17 protein-coding genes are annotated in these 20,439 nt (G+C 72.8%); 5 read left to right on the forward strand and 12 right to left on the reverse strand.

Features of this window, described 5'->3' with window-relative positions; all coding sequences use genetic code 11:
* Window positions 1-68: 68 nt before the first annotated feature.
* The 3 genes from EV187_RS07125 to EV187_RS07135 all read left to right on the forward strand — a co-directional run bounded on the left by EV187_RS07125 (window position 69) and on the right by EV187_RS07135 (window position 2,148).
* Complete coding sequence (locus EV187_RS07125; RefSeq protein ID WP_130352398.1) at window positions 69-929, forward strand: Fpg/Nei family DNA glycosylase; 861 nt, start codon at window positions 69-71, stop codon at window positions 927-929.
* 25 nt (window positions 930-954) lie between these two features.
* Window positions 955-1,572: a GNAT family N-acetyltransferase gene (locus EV187_RS07130; RefSeq protein ID WP_130352399.1), complete on the forward strand. Its 618-nt coding sequence runs from the start codon at window positions 955-957 to the stop codon at window positions 1,570-1,572.
* Window positions 1,573-1,662: 90 nt separating this feature from the next.
* Window positions 1,663-2,148 (forward strand): nucleoside deaminase, encoded by a 486-nt coding sequence (locus tag EV187_RS07135; protein ID WP_130352400.1) that lies wholly within the window; start codon window positions 1,663-1,665, stop codon window positions 2,146-2,148.
* Window positions 2,149-2,216: 68 nt separating this feature from the next.
* Here EV187_RS07135 and EV187_RS07140 read toward each other — a convergent pair whose 3' ends face one another.
* Both EV187_RS07140 and EV187_RS07145 read right to left on the reverse strand, forming a co-directional pair.
* A complete protein-coding gene (locus EV187_RS07140; protein WP_130352401.1) occupies window positions 2,217-2,855 on the reverse strand; it encodes a hypothetical protein in 639 nt (212 codons plus the stop codon).
* A 90-nt stretch (window positions 2,856-2,945) separates the two neighbouring features.
* Complete coding sequence (locus tag EV187_RS07145; protein WP_130352402.1) at window positions 2,946-4,817, reverse strand: anthranilate synthase family protein; 1,872 nt, start codon at window positions 4,815-4,817, stop codon at window positions 2,946-2,948.
* Window positions 4,818-5,020: 203 nt separating this feature from the next.
* On the opposite strand from EV187_RS07145, the gene EV187_RS07150 reads away from it, so the two are divergent.
* On the forward strand, window positions 5,021-5,830 hold the full coding sequence (locus EV187_RS07150; protein WP_130352403.1) for a putative protein N(5)-glutamine methyltransferase: 810 nt from the start codon (window positions 5,021-5,023) through the stop codon (window positions 5,828-5,830).
* A gap of 26 nt (window positions 5,831-5,856) precedes the next feature.
* Here EV187_RS07150 and EV187_RS07155 read toward each other — a convergent pair whose 3' ends face one another.
* Together EV187_RS07155 and EV187_RS07160 are read right to left on the reverse strand one after the other, a co-directional pair.
* Window positions 5,857-6,549: a phosphoribosyltransferase gene (locus EV187_RS07155; protein WP_130352404.1), complete on the reverse strand. Its 693-nt coding sequence runs from the start codon at window positions 6,547-6,549 to the stop codon at window positions 5,857-5,859.
* A gap of 35 nt (window positions 6,550-6,584) precedes the next feature.
* Window positions 6,585-7,154 (reverse strand): carboxymuconolactone decarboxylase family protein, encoded by a 570-nt coding sequence (locus EV187_RS07160; RefSeq protein ID WP_130352405.1) that lies wholly within the window; start codon window positions 7,152-7,154, stop codon window positions 6,585-6,587.
* Window positions 7,155-7,537: 383 nt separating this feature from the next.
* Between EV187_RS07160 and EV187_RS07165 the strand changes: the two genes are divergently transcribed.
* Window positions 7,538-9,253, forward strand: a complete 1,716-nt coding sequence (locus tag EV187_RS07165; RefSeq protein ID WP_130352406.1) for a VWA domain-containing protein — start codon at window positions 7,538-7,540, stop codon at window positions 9,251-9,253.
* A gap of 69 nt (window positions 9,254-9,322) precedes the next feature.
* Here the strand turns inward: EV187_RS07165 and EV187_RS07170 are convergent, their stop codons facing one another.
* From EV187_RS07170 to EV187_RS07200, 8 genes are all read right to left on the reverse strand, one after another.
* Entirely contained in the window at window positions 9,323-10,873 is a 1,551-nt protein-coding gene (locus EV187_RS07170; protein ID WP_423190877.1) for a DHA2 family efflux MFS transporter permease subunit, read from the reverse strand.
* 143 nt (window positions 10,874-11,016) lie between these two features.
* Window positions 11,017-11,163, reverse strand: coding sequence for a hypothetical protein (locus EV187_RS18330; RefSeq protein ID WP_165391131.1), 147 nt, complete (start codon window positions 11,161-11,163; stop codon window positions 11,017-11,019).
* Window positions 11,160-12,305, reverse strand: coding sequence for a cysteine desulfurase family protein (locus EV187_RS07175; protein ID WP_130352407.1), 1,146 nt, complete (start codon window positions 12,303-12,305; stop codon window positions 11,160-11,162). Before EV187_RS07175 ends, EV187_RS18330 begins: the two co-directional genes overlap by 4 nt.
* Window positions 12,302-13,180, reverse strand: coding sequence for a carboxylating nicotinate-nucleotide diphosphorylase (nadC, locus tag EV187_RS07180; protein WP_130352408.1), 879 nt, complete (start codon window positions 13,178-13,180; stop codon window positions 12,302-12,304). Before nadC ends, EV187_RS07175 begins: the two co-directional genes overlap by 4 nt.
* Entirely contained in the window at window positions 13,180-14,745 is a 1,566-nt protein-coding gene (nadB, locus tag EV187_RS07185) for an L-aspartate oxidase (protein WP_130352409.1), read from the reverse strand. The genes nadC and nadB overlap by 1 nt, the downstream gene beginning before the upstream one ends.
* Window positions 14,746-14,747: 2 nt before the next feature.
* The gene (gene nadA / locus EV187_RS07190; RefSeq protein WP_130352410.1) at window positions 14,748-16,091 is read right to left on the reverse strand and encodes a quinolinate synthase NadA; all 1,344 of its coding nucleotides are present in this window, start codon (window positions 16,089-16,091) and stop codon (window positions 14,748-14,750) included.
* Complete coding sequence (locus EV187_RS07195; protein ID WP_130352411.1) at window positions 16,088-16,807, reverse strand: NUDIX hydrolase; 720 nt, start codon at window positions 16,805-16,807, stop codon at window positions 16,088-16,090. Before EV187_RS07195 ends, nadA begins: the two co-directional genes overlap by 4 nt.
* A 172-nt stretch (window positions 16,808-16,979) precedes the next feature.
* Window positions 16,980-20,426, reverse strand: coding sequence for a hypothetical protein (locus EV187_RS07200; protein ID WP_130352412.1), 3,447 nt, complete (start codon window positions 20,424-20,426; stop codon window positions 16,980-16,982).
* Window positions 20,427-20,439: the final 13 nt, after the last annotated feature.

A 20,439-nucleotide genomic window follows, 5' to 3' on the forward strand; every position in this document is an offset into this window, starting at 1 on the left:
GGCTGGATCACCCGAACGATGCTACCGAGCCGGGTGCAGGTGTCGGCGGTCGGTGAGACGATGGCTGGGTGCCCGAATTGCCCGAGGTCGACGCGCTAGTGGGGTTCCTCCGCGAGCGCGCGGTCGGTCGCGCCGTCTCGTCGGCGACCGTCGCGGCGATCTCGGCCCTGAAGACCTTCGACCCGCCGCTGCAGCAGCTCGCGGGTCGCACGATCGATGCGGCATCCCGCCATGGCAAGTTCGTCGATCTCGAGGCCGGCGGCCTGCACCTCGTGTTCCACCTCGCGCGGGCGGGGTGGCTCCGCTGGTACGACGAGCTGCCGAAGAGCGTCATCAGGCCCGGGAAGTCCCCGATCGCACTCCGCGTGCGCCTCGACGACGGCTCCGGATTCGACCTCACCGAGGCCGGCACCAAGAAGTCGCTCGCCGTCTACGTCGTGCGCGACCCTTCCGAGGTGCCCGGAATCGCGCGGCTCGGACCCGATCCCACCGATCCCGATTTCTCGCTCGACGACTTCGCCGGCATCCTCGCGGGGCGCCGCACGCAGGTGAAGGGGCTCCTGCGCGACCAGTCCGTGTTCGCGGGCGTCGGCAACGCGTACTCCGACGAGATCCTGCACAACGCGCGCATGTCGCCCTACGCGCTCGCCGCCAAGCTCACGCCCGACGACGTCGAACGGCTGTACCACGCGATGCGCGACACCCTCGACGACGCGATGGCGGCGGCAGCCGGCCGGCGGCCCGACGAGTTGAAGGACTCCAAGCGCACGCGCATGCAGGTGCACGGGCGCACGGGCGAGGCGTGCCCGGTGTGCGGCGACACCGTGCGCGAGGTGATCTTCGCCGACTCGACGTTCCAGTACTGTCCCACCTGCCAGACGGGCGGCAAGCCGCTCGCCGACCGGGTGCTCTCGCGCCTGCTCAAGTGACGCGCCGGTCGCGCAGCCGGCGCCGATGTCGGAGGTCGCTGCGACGCTCGACACGATGATCGACGACCTCCGCACCGACCGCCTCCTGCTCACGCCGCTCACACTCGACCACGTCGACGCCTACCACCGCGTCTACGGCGACCCGCGCACCTGGGAGCACCTGCCCAGCGGGCGACACACGAGCCGCGGCCAGTCCGCGCGAGCGATCGAACGCTCCATGCAGAGCCGACGCACCTCCGGGTTCGGGCACTGCGCCGTCGTGCTGCGCGAGCCCGTCGGCGACCTCGCCCCGGGCACGTTCCTCGGTTCCGCGGGTGCGGCGATGCTCGCGTTCGACGCGTGGAACCTCGGCTACCGGCTCGCCCCCGAGGCGTGGGGCCACGGGCTGGCCCGCGAGGCGGCACGGGTGTCGCTCGACGCGGCGCGCGCGGTGCGGCCCGAGACGCCGGTCACCGCCCGCGTGCTGGCGGGCAACACGGCGTCGATTCGCGTGCTCGAGCGGCTCGAGCTCGAGCTCGTCTGGAGCGGGGCGTCGAGCGATGCGCCGGCTGGTCCCGATGACACGACGCACCTCGAGCGGCTGATCTTCGCGGATCGCCCGCTCGACGACGAGACGCTCGCGGCGCTCATCGCCCTCGGGTGACGGCGCGGCCTCACCGACACCGCGCTCCGCGCACCCACTCGAACGGTCCTGCCCCTCGCGATCAGGGCGGTGGCTCGGCAGACTCGAGTCATGTCCATCTCCGAGACCGACCTCATCCACCTCCGCCGTGCGGTCGCGCACGCGCGCGAAGCCGCTGATTCGGGCGACGGCCCGTTCGGATCGGTGCTCGTCGACGCCGACGGCGTCGAGCGGTTCGCCGACCGCAACCGCGAGGCGAGCACGGGCGACGACACGCGGCATCCCGAGTTCGAGATCGCCCGCTGGGCGGCGGCGCACCTCACGCGCGAGGAGCGCGCCGGAGCCACCGTCTACACGTCGGGGGAGCACTGCCCGATGTGCTCGGCGGCCCATGCCTGGGTGGGTCTGGGCCGCATCGTCTTCGCGGCCTCGTCCGCCCAGATCGCGGGATGGCGCGCGGCCCGTGGCGTGGCACCCTCGCCGGTGGCCGCGCTGCCGATCTCGGTGATCGCCCCCGGCGTGCCGACCGAGGGACCCGTCGATGAGCTGGTCGACGAGGTGCGGGTGCTCATCGAGCGCTCGGTCGGGGGAAGGTAGGGCACCGAGTCCCGCACGACGAAAGCGGCGGGTGACGGATCGCTCCGTCGCCCGCCGCTCGGTCGCCGTCAGACGCGGCGACCGGTGTCGGTGTCGCGAAGGTGCCCGGCCGCGTCCACGGTGGGCTCGCGATCGGCGACCGTGGCGTCGTCACGTGCGGCGGCCTGCTCGCGCACGGCGGCCTCCTCGTGGCGAGCGGCGGCGTGCGCGTCGTCGCGATCCGCCCGCTCGTCGTGGGCGACCGTGCGATCGTCGGCCGCCGTCCGCTCGTCGCGCGTGACGGCGTCATCGCGGACGTCCCGCGCATCGCGGGTGTCGCTGCCCGCCGCTGCCGACTCGTCGGTCGCGACATCGGGGTCGACCGCGTCGGCCTTGCGCAGCCGCTCGTCGGTCTCGGTGCGCAGCTGCTGCGCGTCGGCCTGGTGCGCCGCGCTCTCGCGCGCGAGCCGCTCCGACTCGAGCTTCGCGGCCATGGCGTCGGCCTCGGCCTGCTTGGCTGCGGCCGCTGCGGCCGCGGCATCCGCCTCGCGCTCGCGGCGGGCGACGTCGGACTCGTACGCGTTCTGCCGCAAGTCGGCCGCCTTCTTGCGCTCGGCTTCGAGATGCGCCTCATGACGGCGCCGGCGCGTGACGAGCATGACGATCACGACGATCGCGATGACGACGATGATGCCGACGATGATCCAGATGATGGTGCTGGCTTCCACAGGGAACCGCCTCCTCAGTCGGGGTGTCCCCCAGCCAATCGCCCGGGACGGACGACCGCAACGCCTTGCCAAACGACCGGGAGTGCGGGATCATCCGTCGGCGCAGGCAGTGCCGATCATCGCCGGAAACCGCGACTCACCTGCGAGGACGTCGTTCAGGAGGCGCTCGAGCGTCGCGAGTCCGTCCGGTGACGTCACCGATTCGAGATGCCCCTGCACGGATGCGACGCCGGAGCCGCGCATCGCATGCACGACGCCGGTCGTGGCATCCGCGGCCACCTCGAGCCCGAGCCGCGGGGTCTCCGAACCCGGTCGCCCGAAGGCGGCGAAGGTGTTGTAGAAGCCGATCGCGGACCGGGCACCGAAGATGTCGACCTCGAGTTGCACGCCCTGCCGCGGCACCGGGAGCGGGGCGATGGGCAGTCCTGCGAGATCGGCGAGCACCTGGTGGCTGAGGCACACCGCGAGCATCGGGCGGCCCGCAGCGAGCCGGGTGGCGATGAGCTCGCGCAGGCGCGCCACTCGGGGGTCGGCGGGGTCGCGCGGGTCACCCGGCCCGGGGCCGAACACCACGAGTTCCTCTGATGCCTCATCGGGCGCCGCGTGCCAGGGCACGACCTCGGCGTCGACACCGAGGTGCCGGAGCTGGTGGGCCAGCATCGTCGTGAAGTCGTCGCCGGCGTCGATCACCATCGCACGGGCCCGCCTCGGCGCGCGGGCGGCCTGCGGCGCGCGCCAGAAGGCGGCGAGGTGGTCGTTGCGCGCGTCGAGCAGGGTGTCGACGCGGACCGCATCGAGGTCGCGATGGGAACCCGCCGACCGGGGGAGGGCGCCGAGCGCGGTGAGCACGCCGGCGGCCTTCGCGCGGGTCTCGGCGACCTCGCCCGCGGGGTCGGAGTGCCGTACGAGCGTGGCGCCCACCGGCACACGCACGCGGCCGGCGCCGTCGAGGTACGCCGTGCGGATGAGGATCGGCGCGTCGAGGTCGACCCCGCCCGCGCGCGGCGTGAAGCGAGCGAGCACGCCGGCGTAGTACCCGCGAGGCGTCGTCTCGTGGCGTGCGATGACCGCACAGGCGTTGCCCATCGGCGAGCCGGTCACCGTGGGCGCGAACATCGTGCGGCGCAGCACCTCGCGCGGGTCGAGGTCCGACCGTCCCTCGAGGAGGTACTCGGTGTGCGTGAGCCGCGACATCCGCTTGAGGAACGGGCCCCGGATGCGACCGCCGTCGGGGCACACCGCGCTCATCATCTTCAGCTCCTCGTCGACGACCATGACGAGCTCCTCCCGTTCCTTCACGTCGTCGAGGAAGGCGAGGAACGCGTCGTCGTCGCGGCCGGCCTCGCCGTGCCGGAAGGTGCCGCTGATCGGGTTCATCGAGACGACCCCGTCGATCGACGAGACGTGCCGCTCGGGCGTCGCCCCCGCTGCGGCGAGTCCGGGCGTGCACAGCGCGAACGTCCAGTACGCGCCCGACTCGTGCTCGAGCAGCGCGCGCAGCCAGCCGAGCACTGCCGTCGCCGGCGCGGCATCCGTCGACCCGGTGAACTCGCGCCGGATCACGAAGTTCGCGCCCTCGCCCCGGCCGATCTCGTCGTCGATCACGCGACGCACGGTCGCGGCGTACTCGTCGTCGCGCACGTCGACGCCGAAGTCGTCGACGACCACCGGATGCCGCGGCAGGAGTCGCACGGCGTCGTCGACGGCGACCGACTCGCGTTCCTGCACGACGAGGCAGCGGATCGGCGCGCCGTCGTCGTGCGCCGCGAATCCACGCTCGCGCACCTGGCGGAACGGGACGAGCGCGAGCACCTCGGCGTCGCCGAGCGGGATGTCGGCGAGGCGGTCGACGTCGACGACCGCCCCGACGAGGACGTCGAGCGTCGAGTCGTGCTCGCGGTGGATCACGGCGAACGGCGGCGCCTCGGTCGAGGCGAGGAGCGAGGAAAGCAGGCGGGTCATGTCGGTCTCCGGTCGAGCCCTCGGCCGGGTCGTACGCCGGAAACGCGAAACGACCGCCCTCGGGCGGTCGTCGTACGTCGAAACGCGTGGAGTCCGCCTAGGAGGCGGGCCACCAGGTGCAGGTCGACGCGGTCATGACGAGCACTCTATGGCATGCGAGCGACCGGCGCACGTCGGTGTCGCGCGAGGCATACGATGCGAGGATGCCCCCGCAGACGCTGCCCGACCCCGCGCTCGTCGCGCGCCTGCGCGCCGCCGGCTGCGTCTTCGCCGAGGACGAGGCGCTGCTGCTCGCGCAGGCGGTCGAGGGTCGTGCGGATGCCGCGGACGAGCTCGAGCGGCTCGTCGCGCGTCGCGTCGACGGGGAACCGCTCGAGCAGCTCCTCGGATGGGCCGAGTTCGGCGGACTCCGGATCCTCCTCGAGCCCGGCGTGTTCGTGCCCCGCCGTCGCACCGAGGCGCTCGCCGCCGAGGCCGTCCGGCTCGCGGGTGCGATCGCCGACGAGGGACGTGCTCCCGTGGTCGTCGACCTGTGCTGCGGAGCCGGGGCGATCGGCGCGGCCGTCGTCGACGCCGTCGACGGGGTGGAGCTCACCGCCGCCGACGTCGACCCGGCCGCCGTGCTGGCCGCCCGCCGCAACCTCGAGCCGCTCGGCGCGCACGTGGTGGCGGGCGACCTGTTCGACGCGCTGCCGCGCGACCTGATCGGCCGGGTCGACGTGCTCGCCGTGAACGCGCCGTACGTGCCCACGGCCGAGATCGCGATGATGCCGCCCGAGGCGCGCGACCACGAGGCCCGCGCGGCACTCGACGGCGGAACCGACGGGCTCGATGTGCACCGTCGCGTCGCGGCATCCGCTGCCGACTGGCTCGCGCCAGGCGGGCACCTGCTCATCGAGACGAGCCGTCGCCAGGCGCCGACCACCACCGCCCTCGTCACCGCCGGCGGCCTCGAGGCGCGGGTCGTGCGCGACGACGAGCTCGCGGCGACGATCGTGGTCGGACGGCGCTGAGCCCAGCCCGACGGGGAACTCCGGCGTCAGTCGTCGGGCCGCCCGCCCGAGGGCCCGCCGTCCGTCACGCCGCCGCTCGACCGGGCCGCTTCGAGGATCTCCTGCACCTCGGCATCCGCCGTCTGCCGGAAATCGAGGTAGTGCATGCCGACGGCCATGAAACCCGGCGGCGCCGAGAGGCACACCACCTCGTCGACCTCGGGCATCGCCGCCAGCTCGGCGAGGCTGTCGGGTGCGCCGACCGGCATCGCGAGCACGACGGATGCCGCGCCCAGCTCCCGCGCGACGAGGCTGGCGACCCGTGCGGTCGCACCGGTGGCGACCCCGTCGTCGACGATCACGGCGGTCCGCCCCGTGAGGTCGACCGGCGGCGCCTCCCCGCGGAACCGGCCCACGCGTGCCTCGAGCTCTGCGCGCTCGCGCTGCTCGACGGCGGCGAGCTGCGACGCCGAGACGCCGCTGTGGCGGAGCACGTCGTCGTTGAGCACACGCGCCCCGCGCTCGCCGATGGCGCCCATCGCCACCTCGGGCTGCCTGGGGAGCCCGAGCTTGCGCACGACGAGCACGTCGAGCGGCGCGTGGAGTGCCGCCGCCAGCTCCGCCGCGACGGGCACGCCGCCCCTGGGCAGCCCCAGCACGACGGGGCGCTCGATCGTGCGGCCCGCGAACGCCCGCGCGAGCCGCCGGCCCGCGTCGCGTCGATCGGTGAAGTGGTCCATCTCCCGTGGTGCGGGCCCGGGGTGGCCCGCGCGTGTCAGAGTCCGTCGACGAGCGCCGCCCGGAGTGGGTCGCTGAGCCGCTCGGGCACGTCCACCTCCACGGCGAGCGCCTGCAGCATGCGCCCGAGGTAGACGCGCGCCGACGCGGCGATGGCGATGTCGACGATCTCGCGGTCGCTGAACCCGGCCTCGCGCAGCGCCAGGCCGTCGTCCTCGCTCATGTTCGACGCGTCACGCGCGACGCGCTCCGCGAAGCGCATCATCGCGACCTCGGCGTCGCTGAGGCCGGCGTCGGCGTAGTCGCGGGCGATGCGTTCGAGCTGGTCCTCGTCGAACACGCCGAGCGCCTTCACGCCGTGAGCGAGGCGGCAGTGCCGCGAGCCGGTGCCGCGTGCGGCGGCGAGGGTCACGAGCTCGTAGCGGCGGAGGCCCATCGGCGTCGCGACGGAGCCGACCAGGGCCTCGAAGGCCCGGTTCGCCGCCGGGTTCATCGCCATCACCCTCGAGTGAGTCGGCACGTACCCGAGCGACTCGCGCTCCTCGGCGTACAGCGCCGCGACCTCGCCCTCGGCCTCGTCCTCGGGGACGGTTCGGATGATCGTCATGGGACCCCCGGTTCGCATGCTGGCCTCTGCAGCTTGGTCTAGCGTGAGGCCTCCGGCCAGTCAACCCCTGTCCCAGCGGGATCGGGCCACCTAGCGTTGGAGATCCGACGGAGCAGCGGCACTCGGCGTGGACGACGCCGACGCGAACCCGTCGGGTCGGAGAACACACCAAGACGCCTGGGCGACGACTGAGGGGTCGACGCCCAGGGCGGGGGAGCGGGTCGGATGACTGGGGGTCATCCGACCCGCGTTTTCCAGATCCCGAGCGAAGTTCGCGTATCGAGTCGGGTCGCCTATGCTGAGTGGACCCTCCCCCTGGACGGGGGAACCCGTTCAGCACAGGGATTCGACGGCGACACGGTGCCGTCGGGCTTGGAGTGTCCGTGGGGCGTCACAGCGTCAAGGCCCCGGCGAAGAGGCCGGGGCGAGCGCTCATCCTTTCCCTCATCGCCGCATTCGCGGTCGTCGGTATCGTCGCCTCCGGCGTTTTCCTCTGGGTCGGCGGCCACCTGAACCCGCTGTTCGCTGCGGCGGAGTCGGGATGCCTCGAGCGCGAGCAGCTCGTCGTGATCGCCGACACCTCCATCGCGCCGGCGCTCGCCGACATCGCGAAGGACTTCGACGAGGCGTCCGAGACGTGCGTCGAGACGGTCGTCAAGCCGCAGGACTCGGCCGACACCGCCGCCGTGGTCGCCTCCGGCGGCGTCGACGCCGACGCCTGGGTCCCGGAGTCGAGCGTCTGGGTGGACCGCATGTCGGCGACGGCCGCCTCGCTCGGGCAGACCGCGCCCGACGTCGAGGTCGGCGAGCCGATCGCCGCCACTCCGGTGGTGTTCGCGGCGGCGGCGACCAAGGCGGCCGAGATCGCCAGCGCCCCGGTCACGTGGACGAGGGTGCTGGGAGGCGCCCTCCCGACCATCCTGCCCAACCCCGAGGCGTCGTCCGCGAGCCTCGCCGGTCTCCTCGCGCTACGCGGGCACTCGTCGCCCGATGACCCGCGGCAGTTCGCCGGGGCGATGATCGAGCTCGGCAAGTCCATCCCCGCCTCGACGAGCGCCGCCTTCGGCGCCCTGTCGACCGCGCCGCAACCGAGCGTGGTGGTCACGACCGAGGCGCAGGTCGCGGGCTTCAACCTCGACGATCCCGCCGAGACGCTCGTCGCCGCCTACCCGGCCGACGGCACCGTGCTCGTCGAGTACCCGCTCGTGCGCCTCCCGGCTCGGTCCGGTGGCGACGCGGGCGGTGCGACGGCCGACGGCGTCGCCGATGCGGCGGAGACCCGAGCCGCCCTGCTCGCCGCCTTCGAGAAGGCGGCGCGGTCGGACACCGACCGGCTCTCCGCCGCGGGCTTCCGCGCGGGCGACGGCACCGGCACGATCGACGTTCCCGGACTCGCGGCCGATGGCCCGGCAGTGGCCGCTGCCGACCTCGACGCGGCGGCCCAGCTCGAGATCCTGCGTGCCTGGGCCGTGCTGACGCTGCGTTCGCGCATGCTGGCGGTGATCGACGTGTCGGGCTCGATGGAGGAACCGGCCGAGAACGGCCTGCGCCGGATCGACATCTTCCAGCAGGCCGCGATCGGCGCGATGGAGAAGTTCTCGGGCGAGGTCGAGATGGGCGTCTGGGTGTTCTCGACGGCCCGCAACGGCGACGTCGACTGGGAGGACCTCTCGCCGATCGCCCCGCTCGCCGACCTCGCGCACAAGCAGGAGATCGGCGGGATCATCCAGTCCCTGCCGAGCCGGCTCGGCGGCGCGACCGGCCTCTACGACACCACGCTCGCCGCCGTGCAGCGGGTGCGCGAGTCGTACGATCCCGAGAAGGTGAACTCGGTGCTGCTCATCACCGACGGCAGGAACGAGGACGAGAACGGCATCGACCTCGACACCCTGCTCGCCGAGCTCGCGAAGATCGACGATCCGTCGAAGCCCGTGCCGGTCATCATGATCGGCTTCGGCCCCGACACCGACCTGGCCGCCATGCAGCGCATCGCCCAGGCGACGAAGGGCGCCGCCTACTCGGCGTCGAAGCCCGAGGACCTCGGCACCGTGCTCGTCGACGCGCTCTCGCAGCGCACCTGCCGCCCGAACTGCGGCTAGCGCTCGGACCCGATCGCAACATGACGAAGGGCCCGGACGATGCCGGGCCCTTCGTCATGTCGGTGAGGTTCAGCCGTCGGCCGCGGCCTCCAGGGCCGCCTCGGCGCGCGGACCCTCCGTCATGTCGGCCGGCCGCCGCACGAAGAAGGCACCCACCACGGCCACGACCGAGAGGATCGCGCCGACCGTGAACGCGGTGCGGAGGCCCGCCGACTGGGCGACCTCGATCGAGGCGCCGGTGGCGGTGAGCGCCGCCGTGCCGGCGGCCATGACCGTGACGAACATGGCGGTGCCCGCCGCGCCCGCGACCTGCTGCACCGTGCCGACGATGGCCGAGCCGTGCGAGTAGAACCGCGGCTCGACCGAGCCGAGCGCCGACGTGAACAGCGGCGTGAACATGAACGCGAGACCCGCGGAGAGTGCCACGTGCGCCATGAGGAGCATCCAGGGCGAGGTGGTCTCGGTGACCATCGTGAGCGACCACATCACGGCGCTCACGACGATGCTGCCGGGAACGAGCAGCACGGTCGGCCCGAACCGGTCGTACAGCCGGCCGACCGTGGGACCGAGCAGGCCCATGAGGAGGCCGCCCGGCAGCAGCAGGAGGCCCGTGATGGCGGGCTCCAGGTGCAGCACGTCCTGCAGGTAGATCGGCAGGAGGATGATCGTGCCGAACAGCGCGGCCATCACGATGACCATGAGCCCGACCGAGATGGCGAAGTTGGTCGACCGGAAGGTGCGGAGGTCGAGCAGTGCGCGGTCGTGCCGCTGCAGGGCCAGCTGGCGGAGGATGAACGTCGTGATGCCGATGGCGCCGACCGCGAACGAGATCCACATCGGCGCCGGGTGCGCGGTGCCCGCCACCACGCCGCCGACGAGGCTGAGGCCGTAGACGAGCCCGCCGAACCCGAACGCCGAGAGCACGACCGAGAACACGTCGATGGGGATGACGCGCGGCTCGCTGACGTTCTCGACGCGGCGGATGCCGATGACGAGCATGGCGAGGGCGATAGGCAGCACGAGCCAGAACATGAACCGCCACGACAGGTACGTGAGGATGAGGCCCGAGATCGTCGGCCCGATGGCCGGAGCGACCGAGATCACGGTGGAGACGCGGCCCATGAAGCGCCCGCGGTCGGCGGGCGCGACGAGCGTCATGAGCGTCGTCATGAGCAGGGGCATCATGATGGCGGTGCCGCTCGCCTGCACGACGCGCGCGAGCAGCAGGACCTCGAAGCCCGGCGCGAGCGCGGCGATGAGGGTTCCGGTGGAGAACAGCGACATGGCCGCGATGAAGATCGGGCGCGTCGCGAACCGCTGCAGCAGGAAGCCGGTGATCGGGATCACGACCGCCATCGTCAGCATGAACGCGGTGGTGAGCCACTGGGCCGCCTCGATCGTGATGTCGAGGTCGGTGACGAGGTGGGGGATCGCCACGCCCATGATCGTCTCGTTGAGGATGACGACGAACGACGCGGCGAGCAGCAGCCAGATGACTCGCGAGTTGCGAGCACCATGCAGCGCCTCGTCGTCGGTGTGGTGGGCGTTCGAGGTGTGGGCGTGCTCGCCGAGCATGGCGGGCTCGCCCCGGGTCAGGTCGGGAGCGGCGCGTTCGGTCAAAGGAAAGTCATCCAATCGATGTCGGCGCAGAGCGGCGCCGGTGGGTTGCGTCGAATGTGAGAGTCAACCCGCGCTCGACGAGCCGCTATTCCCGATTCGACGGATCGATCGGAATGCATGGAAACGCGTGGTTGCGGGCCGGGCTACGGGGCGGGCGCGGGCCCCTCGGTCGGCTCGGCGTCGGGAAGCCACCCCTTGAGGAGCTCCTCTTCGGGAGCCACCTCGTCGTCGACCCGCTTCTGGTCGACCTCGAGGTCGTCGTCGTCGGCGGGAATGCTGGGATCGGTCATGGCTTCACGATATCGCGCACCGCCGACACCGCCCGGGTGACGGCGGCCGCGGCATCCGTCACCTCCTCGGAGGTCGTCGATGCCCCCAACGTGAACCGCACCGCCGTCTGGGCGAGCTCCGCCGGGACGCCGATCGCCGTGAGCACGTGCGACGGCTCGTCGCTGCCGGCGGCGCAGGCCGAGCCGCTCGAGCAGATCACGCCGTCGCGCTCGAGCTCGAGCAGCACCGCTTCGCCGCTCGTGCCCGGGAACACGAACGAGACGGTGCCGGGCAGCCGTCGCACCGGGTCGCCGGTGAGCACCGCTCCCGGCACCTCCGACGTGACCCGCGCGATGAGCTCGGCGCCGAGCTCGGCGACGCGTGCCGCGGCATCCGCTCGCTCGGCCTCGGCGAGCCGCAGGGCGGTGGCGAACGCCACGGCGCCCGCCACGTTCTCGGTGCCGGAGCGGCGCCCGCGCTCCTGGCCGCCGCCGTGGAGCACGGGCTCGAGCGGGATCCGGCCGCGCACGATGAGCGCGCCCGTCCCCTTCGGGGCGCCCACCTTGTGGCCCGCGAGCGAGAGGGCGTCGACGCCGAGCACGTCGAGCGAGATGGGGAGCCAGCCGGCCGCCTGCACGGCATCCGAGTGCATGAACGCGCCCGATGCATGGGCGATCGCGGCGAGCTCGGCCACCGGCTGCACCGTGCCGATCTCGTTGTTGGCCAGCTGCACCGACACGAGGGTCGTGTCGGGCCGGATGACGCGCGCGAGCGCCTCGGGATGCACGAGCCCGCCCGCATCGACGTCGACCCGGTCGACGGTGAAGCCGTGCACGCGGGCCAGGTACGCCGACGCATCGAGCACCGCCTCGTGCTCGATGGGCGAGACCACGAGGTGCCGGCCCCGCGGGTTCGCGAGCGCGATGCCCTTGACGGCGAGGTTGTCGGCCTCGGTGCCGCCGCTCGTGAACACGACGTCACCCGGCCGGCATCCGACGACCGTTGCCACGTCGGCCCGTGCGTCCGCGAGGGCGCGGGATGCCTCGTCGCCGAGGCCGTGTCGGCTCGAGGGGTTGCCGAAGGCGCCCGTGAGGAACGGCCACATCGCCTCGAGCGCCTCGCGGCGGACGGGCGTGGTCGCGGCGTGGTCGAGGAAGATCACGGTCGCTCCCGGGTCGGCGGCGCCGTCGAGATCGCGACGTCGAGCCCGAGGTCGAGTGCGCGCGCCGAATGCGTGAGCGCGCCCACCGAGATGACGTCGACGCCGGTCGCCGCGATCGCGCCGACGGTGTCGAGCGAGACCCCGCCGGATGCCTCGACCACGGCGCGCCCCGCGATGAGCTCGACGCCCGCCCGCAGGTCGTCGACGGAGAAGTTGTCGAGCATGATGGTGTCGGCGCCGCCGGCGAGGACGGCGTCGACCTGGTCGAGCCGGTCGACCTCCACCTCGAGGTGGGCGGTGTGGGGCATCCGCTCGCGCGCGGCGCGCAGTGCGGTCGCGAGGTCCTGCCCGCCTGCCGTCAGCACCGCCAGGTGGTTGTCCTTGGCCATCACCGCATCGGAGAGGGAGCGTCGGTGGTTGCGGCCGCCGCCGTCGCGCACCGCCTGGCGCTCGAGGCTGCGCAGGCCCGGCGTCGTCTTGCGGGTGTCGACGATGCGGGCGCCCGTGCCCGCCGACGCGGCGACGTACCGTGCCGTGAGCGTGGCCACGCCGGACATCCGCTGGACGAGGTTGAGGGCGACCCGCTCGGCGGTGAGGATGCCGCGAGCCGGCCCGTGCACGCGCGCCAGGGCGTCGCCCGCGGCGAAGCCGTCGCCGTCGCCGGCGAGCCGCTCCACCCGGATCGCGTCGTCGACGAGGCGGAACGCGGCGGCGAACACCTCGATGCCGCTGAGCACGCCCGACTCCCGGGCGACGAGCTCGGCGGTGGCCGTCGCATCCGCGGGGATGAGCGCCTCGGAGGTGAGGTCGCCCCACGGTGCGTCCTCGTCGAGCGCGGCGCCGACGATGCGGTCGATCTCGCGGCGGTCGGTCATCAGGCTGCCTCCTCGAACTCGGGCACGTGGGCGGCCGCCGGGACGCCCGCCGTCGTCGGGCGTGCGCTCGCGGGATCGTCGGAGCGGAAGTGCGCGCCGAGGCTCCCGGTGCGGGCGATCGCGGCCGCGACCGTCAGGCGTGCCAGGTCGAGGAGGTTCCGGTCCTCCGCGCTGCGACGATCGCGCACCTCGGGCGCATGCCAGCCCGCGAGCCGAGCGGATGCCGCGGCGAGGCCGGTCGCATCCCGCTCGAGCCCGACGTGCTCCCACATGAGCTCCTGCAGGGCCTCGCGGTCGACGCGGTCTCCCGCGGATGCGCGGGCGGGATCGGCCTCGAGCGGTGCCGAGGCGGCCGCCGAGGGAGCGGTCGCCGTCGCGGGCGCCGTCGCGGGGTTCGGCCACGGGGCGTCGAGCGCGCGCGCCACCCGGTCGGCGAACACGGCCGCCTCGAGCAGTGAGTTGGATGCGAGCCGGTTGGCGCCGTGCACACCGGTGCGTGCGGTCTCGCCCACCGCGAAGAGGCGCGGGAGGGTCGTGCGGCCGTCGAGGTCGGTGACCACGCCGCCCATCGCGTAGTGCGCGGCGGGCGTGATGGGGACGGGCACCGACGACCAGTCGTACCCCGCCTGGCGGCACGCGGCGTCGAGACCCGGGAAGCGCTGCGCGAGCCGCGCGGCGCCGAGGCCGGTGGCGTCGAGGAGCACGGGCCTGCCCGCCTGGTCGGCCATGCGCCGCCACACCGCGCGGGCGACGACGTCGCGCGGAGCGAGCTCGCCCCGAGGGTCGACCTCGAGCATGAAGCGGTCGCCGTGCTCGTCGACGAGCACGGCGCCCTCGCCGCGCACCGCCTCCGAGATGAGCGGCGTGCCGGGCGTCGACAGCGCCGTGGGGTGGAACTGCACGAACTCGAGGTCGGCGACGGCTGCGCCGGCACGGTGGGCGGCGGCCACGCCGTCGCCGGTCGCCACCGAGGGATTCGTCGTATGCCGATAGAGGCATCCAGTGCCGCCGGTGGCGAGCACGACGGCGTCGGCGCCGACATCGACGAGGTCGCCGGATGCCGCGAGCAGTCGTGCGCCCGCCACCCGACCGTGCTCGACGAGCAGGTCGACGAGCATCGTGCGCTCGTGGATCCGGACCGCCCGCCGCCGCACCGTGGCGACGAGCGCCGTCTCGATGGCGGCGCCGGTCGCGTCGCCGCCCGCGTGCAGGATGCGGGCGCGCGAGTGGGCCGCCTCGAGCCCGCGCTCGAGTCCCGAGTCGCCACGGTCGAACGCGACCCCGAAGCGGATGAGGTCGCGCACGCGCTCGGGACCCTCGTCGCAGAGCACGCGCACCGCGTCGGGATCGGAGAGCCCAGCACCCGCCGCGATGGTGTCGGCGAAGTGGCGTTCGACCGAGTCATCGGGGAACAGGGCCGCCGCGATGCCGCCCTGGGCGTGCCGCGTGTTGCCGTCGGCGAGCGCGGCCTTCGTGACGAGCTCCACCGCGTGTCCGGCGTCGGCCGCCTTCACCGCGGTCCAGAGTCCCGCGATGCCGCCGCCCACCACGAGCACGCGCGACATGGTCAGGCTCCCGCCGCGGCCGGCGGCTTCGCCGCGAGCATCCGCTCGAGTGCGAGCCGGGCCGGATCGGCCACCGTCTCGGGCACCGTGATGCGGTTCACCACGCGGCCGGCCACGAGCTCCTCGAGCACCCACGCGAGGTAGCCCGGGTGGATGCGGTACATCGTCGAGCACGGGCAGACGACCGGATCGAGGCAGAAGATCGTGTGCTGCGGGTGCTCCGCGGCGAGGCGCTGCACGAGGTTGACCTCGGTGCCGATCGCGAAGGTCGAGCCGGCGGGCGCCGCCTGGATGGCCTTGACGATGAAGTCGGTCGAGCCCGCGGCATCCGCTGCATCGACGACCGGCATCGGGCACTCGGGGTGCACGATCACCTGCACGCCGGGGTGCTCGGCGCGGGCCTGTGCGATCTGGTCGACCGTGAAGCGCCGGTGCACCGAGCAGAAGCCGTGCCAGAGGATGACGCGCGCGTCGCGCAGTTCGTCGGCACTGCTGCCGCCGAGCGCCTTGCGCGGGTTCCACATCGGCATCTGCTCGAGCGGCACGCCCATGGCCTTCGCGGTGTTCCGGCCGAGGTGCTGGTCGGGGAAGAAGAGCACGCGCTGCCCGCGCTCGAACGCCCACTCGAGCACCGTCCGCGCGTTCGACGAGGTGCAGACGATGCCGCCGTTGCGGCCGACGAAGCCCTTGAGCGCGGCCGAGGAGTTCATGTAGGTGACGGGGATGACCGGCACCCGGCCGTCGGCGTCGGGCGTGCCGAGATCGCCGAAGACCTCCGCGAGCTGCTCCCAGCACTCCTCGACGCTCGACTCGTCGGCCATGTCGGCCATCGAGCACCCCGCAGCCAGGTTCGGCAGGATCACGGCCTGCTCGGGCGTCGAAAGCAGGTCGGCGGTCTCGGCCATGAAGTGCACGCCGCAGAACACGATCGCCTCGGCATCTGGCCTGGTGAGCGCGGCGTTCGCGAGCTGGAACGAGTCGCCGACGAAGTCGGCGTGCTCGATCACCTCGTCGCGCTGGTAGAAGTGGCCGAGCACGACGACGCGCTCGCCGAGCGTCGCCTTGGCCGCGCGGATGCGATCGTGCAGCTCGGCGTCGGATGCCTCGCGGTACTCGGCCGGCAGCGAGCCCTGGCGCGGCGACCCGGTGGGGATGACGTCGCCCATGGACGACCCGGGGCCGTAGCCGGCAGGACCGCGGTCGAACTCCCACGGGCCCGAGGCCAGCTCGGGTGTGCAGGTCGCACCGGACTTCGCGCCCGTGGCGATGAGGCGGATGGTGCGATCGACGGATGCCGCCGCGCGCGTCGCGGCCGCGTCGCGGGTCGGTGGAGGTGCGATGGTCATGGGTTCGTCCTCTGCAGTGCGGTGGTGGCTGGTCGATCGGATGCCGCCGGGCCGGCGCCGGTGTCGAAGCGGTAGAGCGCGGGCGGGCGGTGCGGAGTGCCCGCGAGGCGCTGGCCGGTGTCGATGAGCGTGCCGGAGGCCTCCATCGTGCGGCGGAAGTTGGCCGGGTCGAGTCGGCGGCGGAGCACGGCCTCGTGCACGCCGCGCAGCTCGGCCATGGTGAAGGTCTCGCCCAGCAGGGCGTGCGCGATGCGCGAGTACTGCAGCTTGGTGCGCAGGCGCCAGAGTGCGTAGTCGATGATCTCGCGGTGGTCGAAGGCGAGCTCCGGCAGCTCGTCTTCGTCGAACCAGTGCACGTTCTCGTCGGCGACGGCGCGCTGCACCTCGTCGGAGTGCACGAGCGCCCAGTACACGACGGACACGACGCGCTCGTCGGGGGAGCGATCGGGGGCTCCGAACGTGTAGAGCTGCTCGAGGTAGCGGGGTGCGAGGCCCGTCGTCTCGGCGAGCGTGCGCGCCGCCGCGGCATCGAGGCCCTCGTCGACAGGCAGCCAACCGCCGGGCAGTGCCCAGCGTCCGGCGCCGGGCTCGCGGAGGCGTCGCACGAGCGGGATCCGCAGGCTCGGGGCGGCCGCTCCCTCGTCGGGGCTGAGCGCGAAGATGACGGTGGAGACGGCGAGTCGCGCCGTGGCGCCGTGGCCGTGCTGGTGCGACATCCGCTACCTCCCTTCTTAGAGTCGGTATGACTCGAAGTGCTGGGATCAGCTTACAGTCAGATTGACACGAACGCCAATCGCGTGACGCCGTGCAGCCGGAACCGGCGAGCCATGCCGTCCGCGACGACGCGGCCGGCAGCGCTCGCCAGCATGCGGCGACCCGTCGGGGCGGCTATTGCGCCGGCGCCGGCGCGGGCGCGGTCTGCGAGCGCTCCTGCGCGTCGACCTGCGGACACGGGTCAAATCTGACGACGTTCTCCGCGAACTCGGCGAGGCCCATGTACTGGCCCCGCTCGGTCACGACGTCGTCGCCCTCGCCCTCGCCCTCGTCGTCGGCGGCGGACTCGGCCGCCGCCGTCCCGGCGACGTCCGCGTCGCAGCCCGCGGCGGACTTGATCGCAGACGTGAACCGAGCCTGGCTCATGCCGGACAACGCCCACCCGAGCGGGGGCACGACGGCCGGCGTCGAGTCCGGGGCGATCACCAGGGTGCCGCCCGGCATGAGCCCATCGCTTCCGATGAGGTCGACGAGCGCGGTCCGGCACGCCTCGGCGGCCTCGCTGTCTGGGCAGGCACCCGGCATGGCCAAGGTGATGCGCTGGATCCACGCGTCCTCCGCAGTGAGGTGCCCCTTCGCAGCGCCGCCGGTGATCGGCACGAGCGGCTCCGACTCGGCGCGGGCCACATCGTCGGCCAGGTCGTACCCCTGCGTGTTGCGCAAGTACACGAGCATGGGCAACAGCCAAGGTTCGCCCTCGACGCGTTCCTCGTTCTTCTCGGCGATCCTCGCCATCAGGCGCGGAGCAGTGTCAGCCAATGCTGCGAGGGAGGTGGGCTCGACATAGCCGCCGTCGACGAACTGCGCTCCCTTCGGAGCGTCGTTGCACGGCGCCTCCGCGGGGAGGCCCCCGGTGGGCGTGACGATGGCGAATCGTGCGGAGAGCATGGCGGCGGTCGACCAGTCGAGCGATGCGAGGCACTTCGTGGTCGCATCCGCTCCGCCCGTCGCCGCGAGTTCACGGAAGCCGAGCATCGACGGCAAGCCGCCGGCGACGTCGCACGAGCCCTCCTGGCTGTTCTCCTGGGCCCCGGATGCGGCTGCGTCGCTGACGTCCTCCGGTGCGGCCGTCGCATCGGCGGGCGTTGGGGCGCTCGGGGCGATCGGGGCCTGGTCCACGAGCAGCCGGCACTTCGAGACGACGTCGGTGGAGCTGAGCATAAGCATGCCGGTGAGCGGCGAGATCTCGGCGGAGAACGCGTCCTCCAGGCCGGGCGCGTCACGCTCCCAGAGCGCCTCGACGAGGGCGGCCCGGTCGCGCCAGCGCAGCCCCTCGTCATCGGGACCATGGAACCACGGAAGGAATGAGGGCATCCGCACGCCGGAGCCCGCCGCGAACATGTCTCCCACAGCCAGGCCGAGTACGGCGGTCGACACCACGTCGGGCCCCGCGGTCTTCTTCGCGGCCACCACGATCTCGTCTGCCCACGTCGAGTCATCGGCAGCACCACCGGACCCGTCGAGCTCGCCGCCCTGCTCGATGGTGCTCGCGACGGCCAAGCCGACGGAGCCTCCGCTGATGCCGCTCGCCACGAAGCCCGAGCGCGCGGCGCAGTCCTTGAGCGCCGCGAGCGCGGTGGCGGTCCAATAGGCGGCCCGGATGCCGCCGCCCTCGGCGGCGATGAGGTATACCGGGCGTACCTGCACCGGGGCGGATTCGGACGAATCGGGTTCGCCGGCGTCCCCGGCGTCTCGTTCGCCGTCCGGCGCTGGGACGGCGATGCCGCACGCCGCGTCGTTCTGGAGTTCCTCGAGGCGCGCCTCGAGCGGATCCCCAGTTGCGACCGAGGCGGACGGATTCGAAACCTGCACCGCATGAAGCTCTCGATCCGCTGCGAACGCCGAGATGACGATGTTGATCGCGAAGGGCAGGAGGATGCCGAGGGTGAGCACCGGCGCCGCTTTCAGGCGCAACCAGCGGAAGGGCGCGATGAGCTCGCGCGGCTGCACGAGCAGCGTGAACGCGCCGAAGACCGTGATCCACGCGCTGATGGCGAAGAGGGTCACCGCGACCCCGCCGAGGAGCCATGCCGCCATCGTCGGGACGAGCATGGCCCCGAGGAGGAAGGCGGCGCCGAAGAAGAGCGACCACGCCTCAAGGCGGCCCGCGGGCGTGATCAGCCGGTCGAAGGGGTCGAGGTTCGGACCGGGCGGCGGTTCGGTCGCCCGCAGGTTGGGGTCGAGGATGTGCGGCTTCCAGGAGGCCAACCACGGGAGCAGCAGCAATGGCGAGAGTATGGCGACGCACGCACCGACCACGAATGCGAATACCGTCCAGGTGGAGCTCCATGCCCATGCGCCCTCGGTCGGGCGGAGGAGCGCGACCGGGACCATGAAGGACCGCACGATGCCGATACCACCGGCGACGAGCACAAGCACGGCGAGGGTGTCGCCGACGATCCAGCTCATCCGCGCTCGGTCGCGCTCCACGCCCAGAGGACGCGCCGGATGCTGCTTCACCCACTTCCACCCGCATGCGGCAAGCACGGGCACGAGGCCCGACAGGATGAGGATCGTGCCGAAGGTGGGCCAGTGGATGCCCCATCGAACGCCGTACCACAGGCTGAATCCGATGACGATCACGGCGGCGACCACGAGGGCGGCGGGCGCGAAGAGCCACGGGGCGGCGGCGTCCCATCGGCACCTTGCCGGCCAGCGGCTCAGGCGGAACGCGCGGGTCTCCACCGCCAGGCGGGTGCGACGACGCCCGAGGACGAAGGTGACCAATGCCGTCGCCGCGAGTGCCGCCGCCGCCGCACCGGCCGCACGGTACCCGTCCCAGTTATCGACCCATTGCCGCTGCACGTCGGGGAGCTGGTCGAGCAGATCCGCTGCGGGAATGCAGGCCAGCACGACGATGACCAGGATCGCGAGGGTCGCGAGGCGGTGGACCCAGACGGCCCTCGCAATCCTGGCGACCTGTCGGCCGAGTTCTCGGCGATACGCTGCGATCCGCAGCATCGCCACGGCGAACACGAGCAGCGAGAGTGCCTTCAGCGTGGTGAAGACGGCCATGACGACCCCGAGGACGTGGGCGATCGACGGCTCGCCGGCGATCGACGGCGCGCCGACGATCACCGCGAGGCCGCCGGCGATCTGGAGTGCGTCCTCGATCACCTCGGCCGACGCGTACGCGACGACGGCGACGATCGGGACGACCTGGGTCCTGGGGCGGGGTGCGATGCGGATCAGCGCCACGAGGAGCATGACGAGTGCCAGCACCAGCATCAGGTCGAGGAGTGCGGAGAGCACGATCCACCGGCCGATCACCTCATTCAGCGCCGCTCCCGCCCACGCCACCCAGCTGTCGACCTTCGTGGCTCCGAGCGGCGAGAGCACGACGTTGAGGGAGTGACTTCGGCCGTCCCCCGCCGGAACGCTGGCGATGAGTCGATCGAGTTCACCGAGCATCACTGCGAAGAGGGCTGCGACCGCGACCCACGTGAGCCTCGCGGCGATTCGCCGCCAAGCGTCGTCGCCGATGATGACCGGCTCGCGCGGTCTGGTCGTGGCCGAGGCGTACACGATCTCGGTAGTCGTCGAATCGGGCTGGCCGGACATTCGCGCTCCCCCG

Origin of the sequence: Agromyces ramosus (assembly GCF_004216665.1) — a bacterium.
Classification (GTDB): domain Bacteria; phylum Actinomycetota; class Actinomycetes; order Actinomycetales; family Microbacteriaceae; genus Agromyces; species Agromyces ramosus.

Coding starts and splice junctions, on each gene's coding strand:
- EV187_RS07145 (WP_130352402.1), bottom strand. CDS start 4,817: ATGACCCGCCTGCTTTCCTCGCTCCTCGCCTCGACCGAGGCGCCGCCG.
- EV187_RS07150 (WP_130352403.1), top strand. CDS start 5,021: ATGCCCCCGCAGACGCTGCCCGACCCCGCGCTCGTCGCGCGCCTGCGC.
- nadB (WP_130352409.1), bottom strand. CDS start 14,745: ATGTCGCGCGTGCTCGTGGTGGGCGGCGGCATCGCGGGACTCTGGACC.
- nadA (WP_130352410.1), bottom strand. CDS start 16,091: ATGACCATCGCACCTCCACCGACCCGCGACGCGGCCGCGACGCGCGCG.
- EV187_RS07155 (WP_130352404.1), bottom strand. CDS start 6,549: ATGGACCACTTCACCGATCGACGCGACGCGGGCCGGCGGCTCGCGCGG.
- EV187_RS07195 (WP_130352411.1), bottom strand. CDS start 16,807: ATGTCGCACCAGCACGGCCACGGCGCCACGGCGCGACTCGCCGTCTCC.
- nadC (WP_130352408.1), bottom strand. CDS start 13,180: ATGACCGACCGCCGCGAGATCGACCGCATCGTCGGCGCCGCGCTCGAC.
- EV187_RS07160 (WP_130352405.1), bottom strand. CDS start 7,154: ATGACGATCATCCGAACCGTCCCCGAGGACGAGGCCGAGGGCGAGGTC.
- EV187_RS07130 (WP_130352399.1), top strand. CDS start 955: ATGTCGGAGGTCGCTGCGACGCTCGACACGATGATCGACGACCTCCGC.
- EV187_RS07135 (WP_130352400.1), top strand. CDS start 1,663: ATGTCCATCTCCGAGACCGACCTCATCCACCTCCGCCGTGCGGTCGCG.
- EV187_RS07200 (WP_130352412.1), bottom strand. CDS start 20,426: ATGTCCGGCCAGCCCGATTCGACGACTACCGAGATCGTGTACGCCTCG.
- EV187_RS18330 (WP_165391131.1), bottom strand. CDS start 11,163: ATGACCGATCCCAGCATTCCCGCCGACGACGACGACCTCGAGGTCGAC.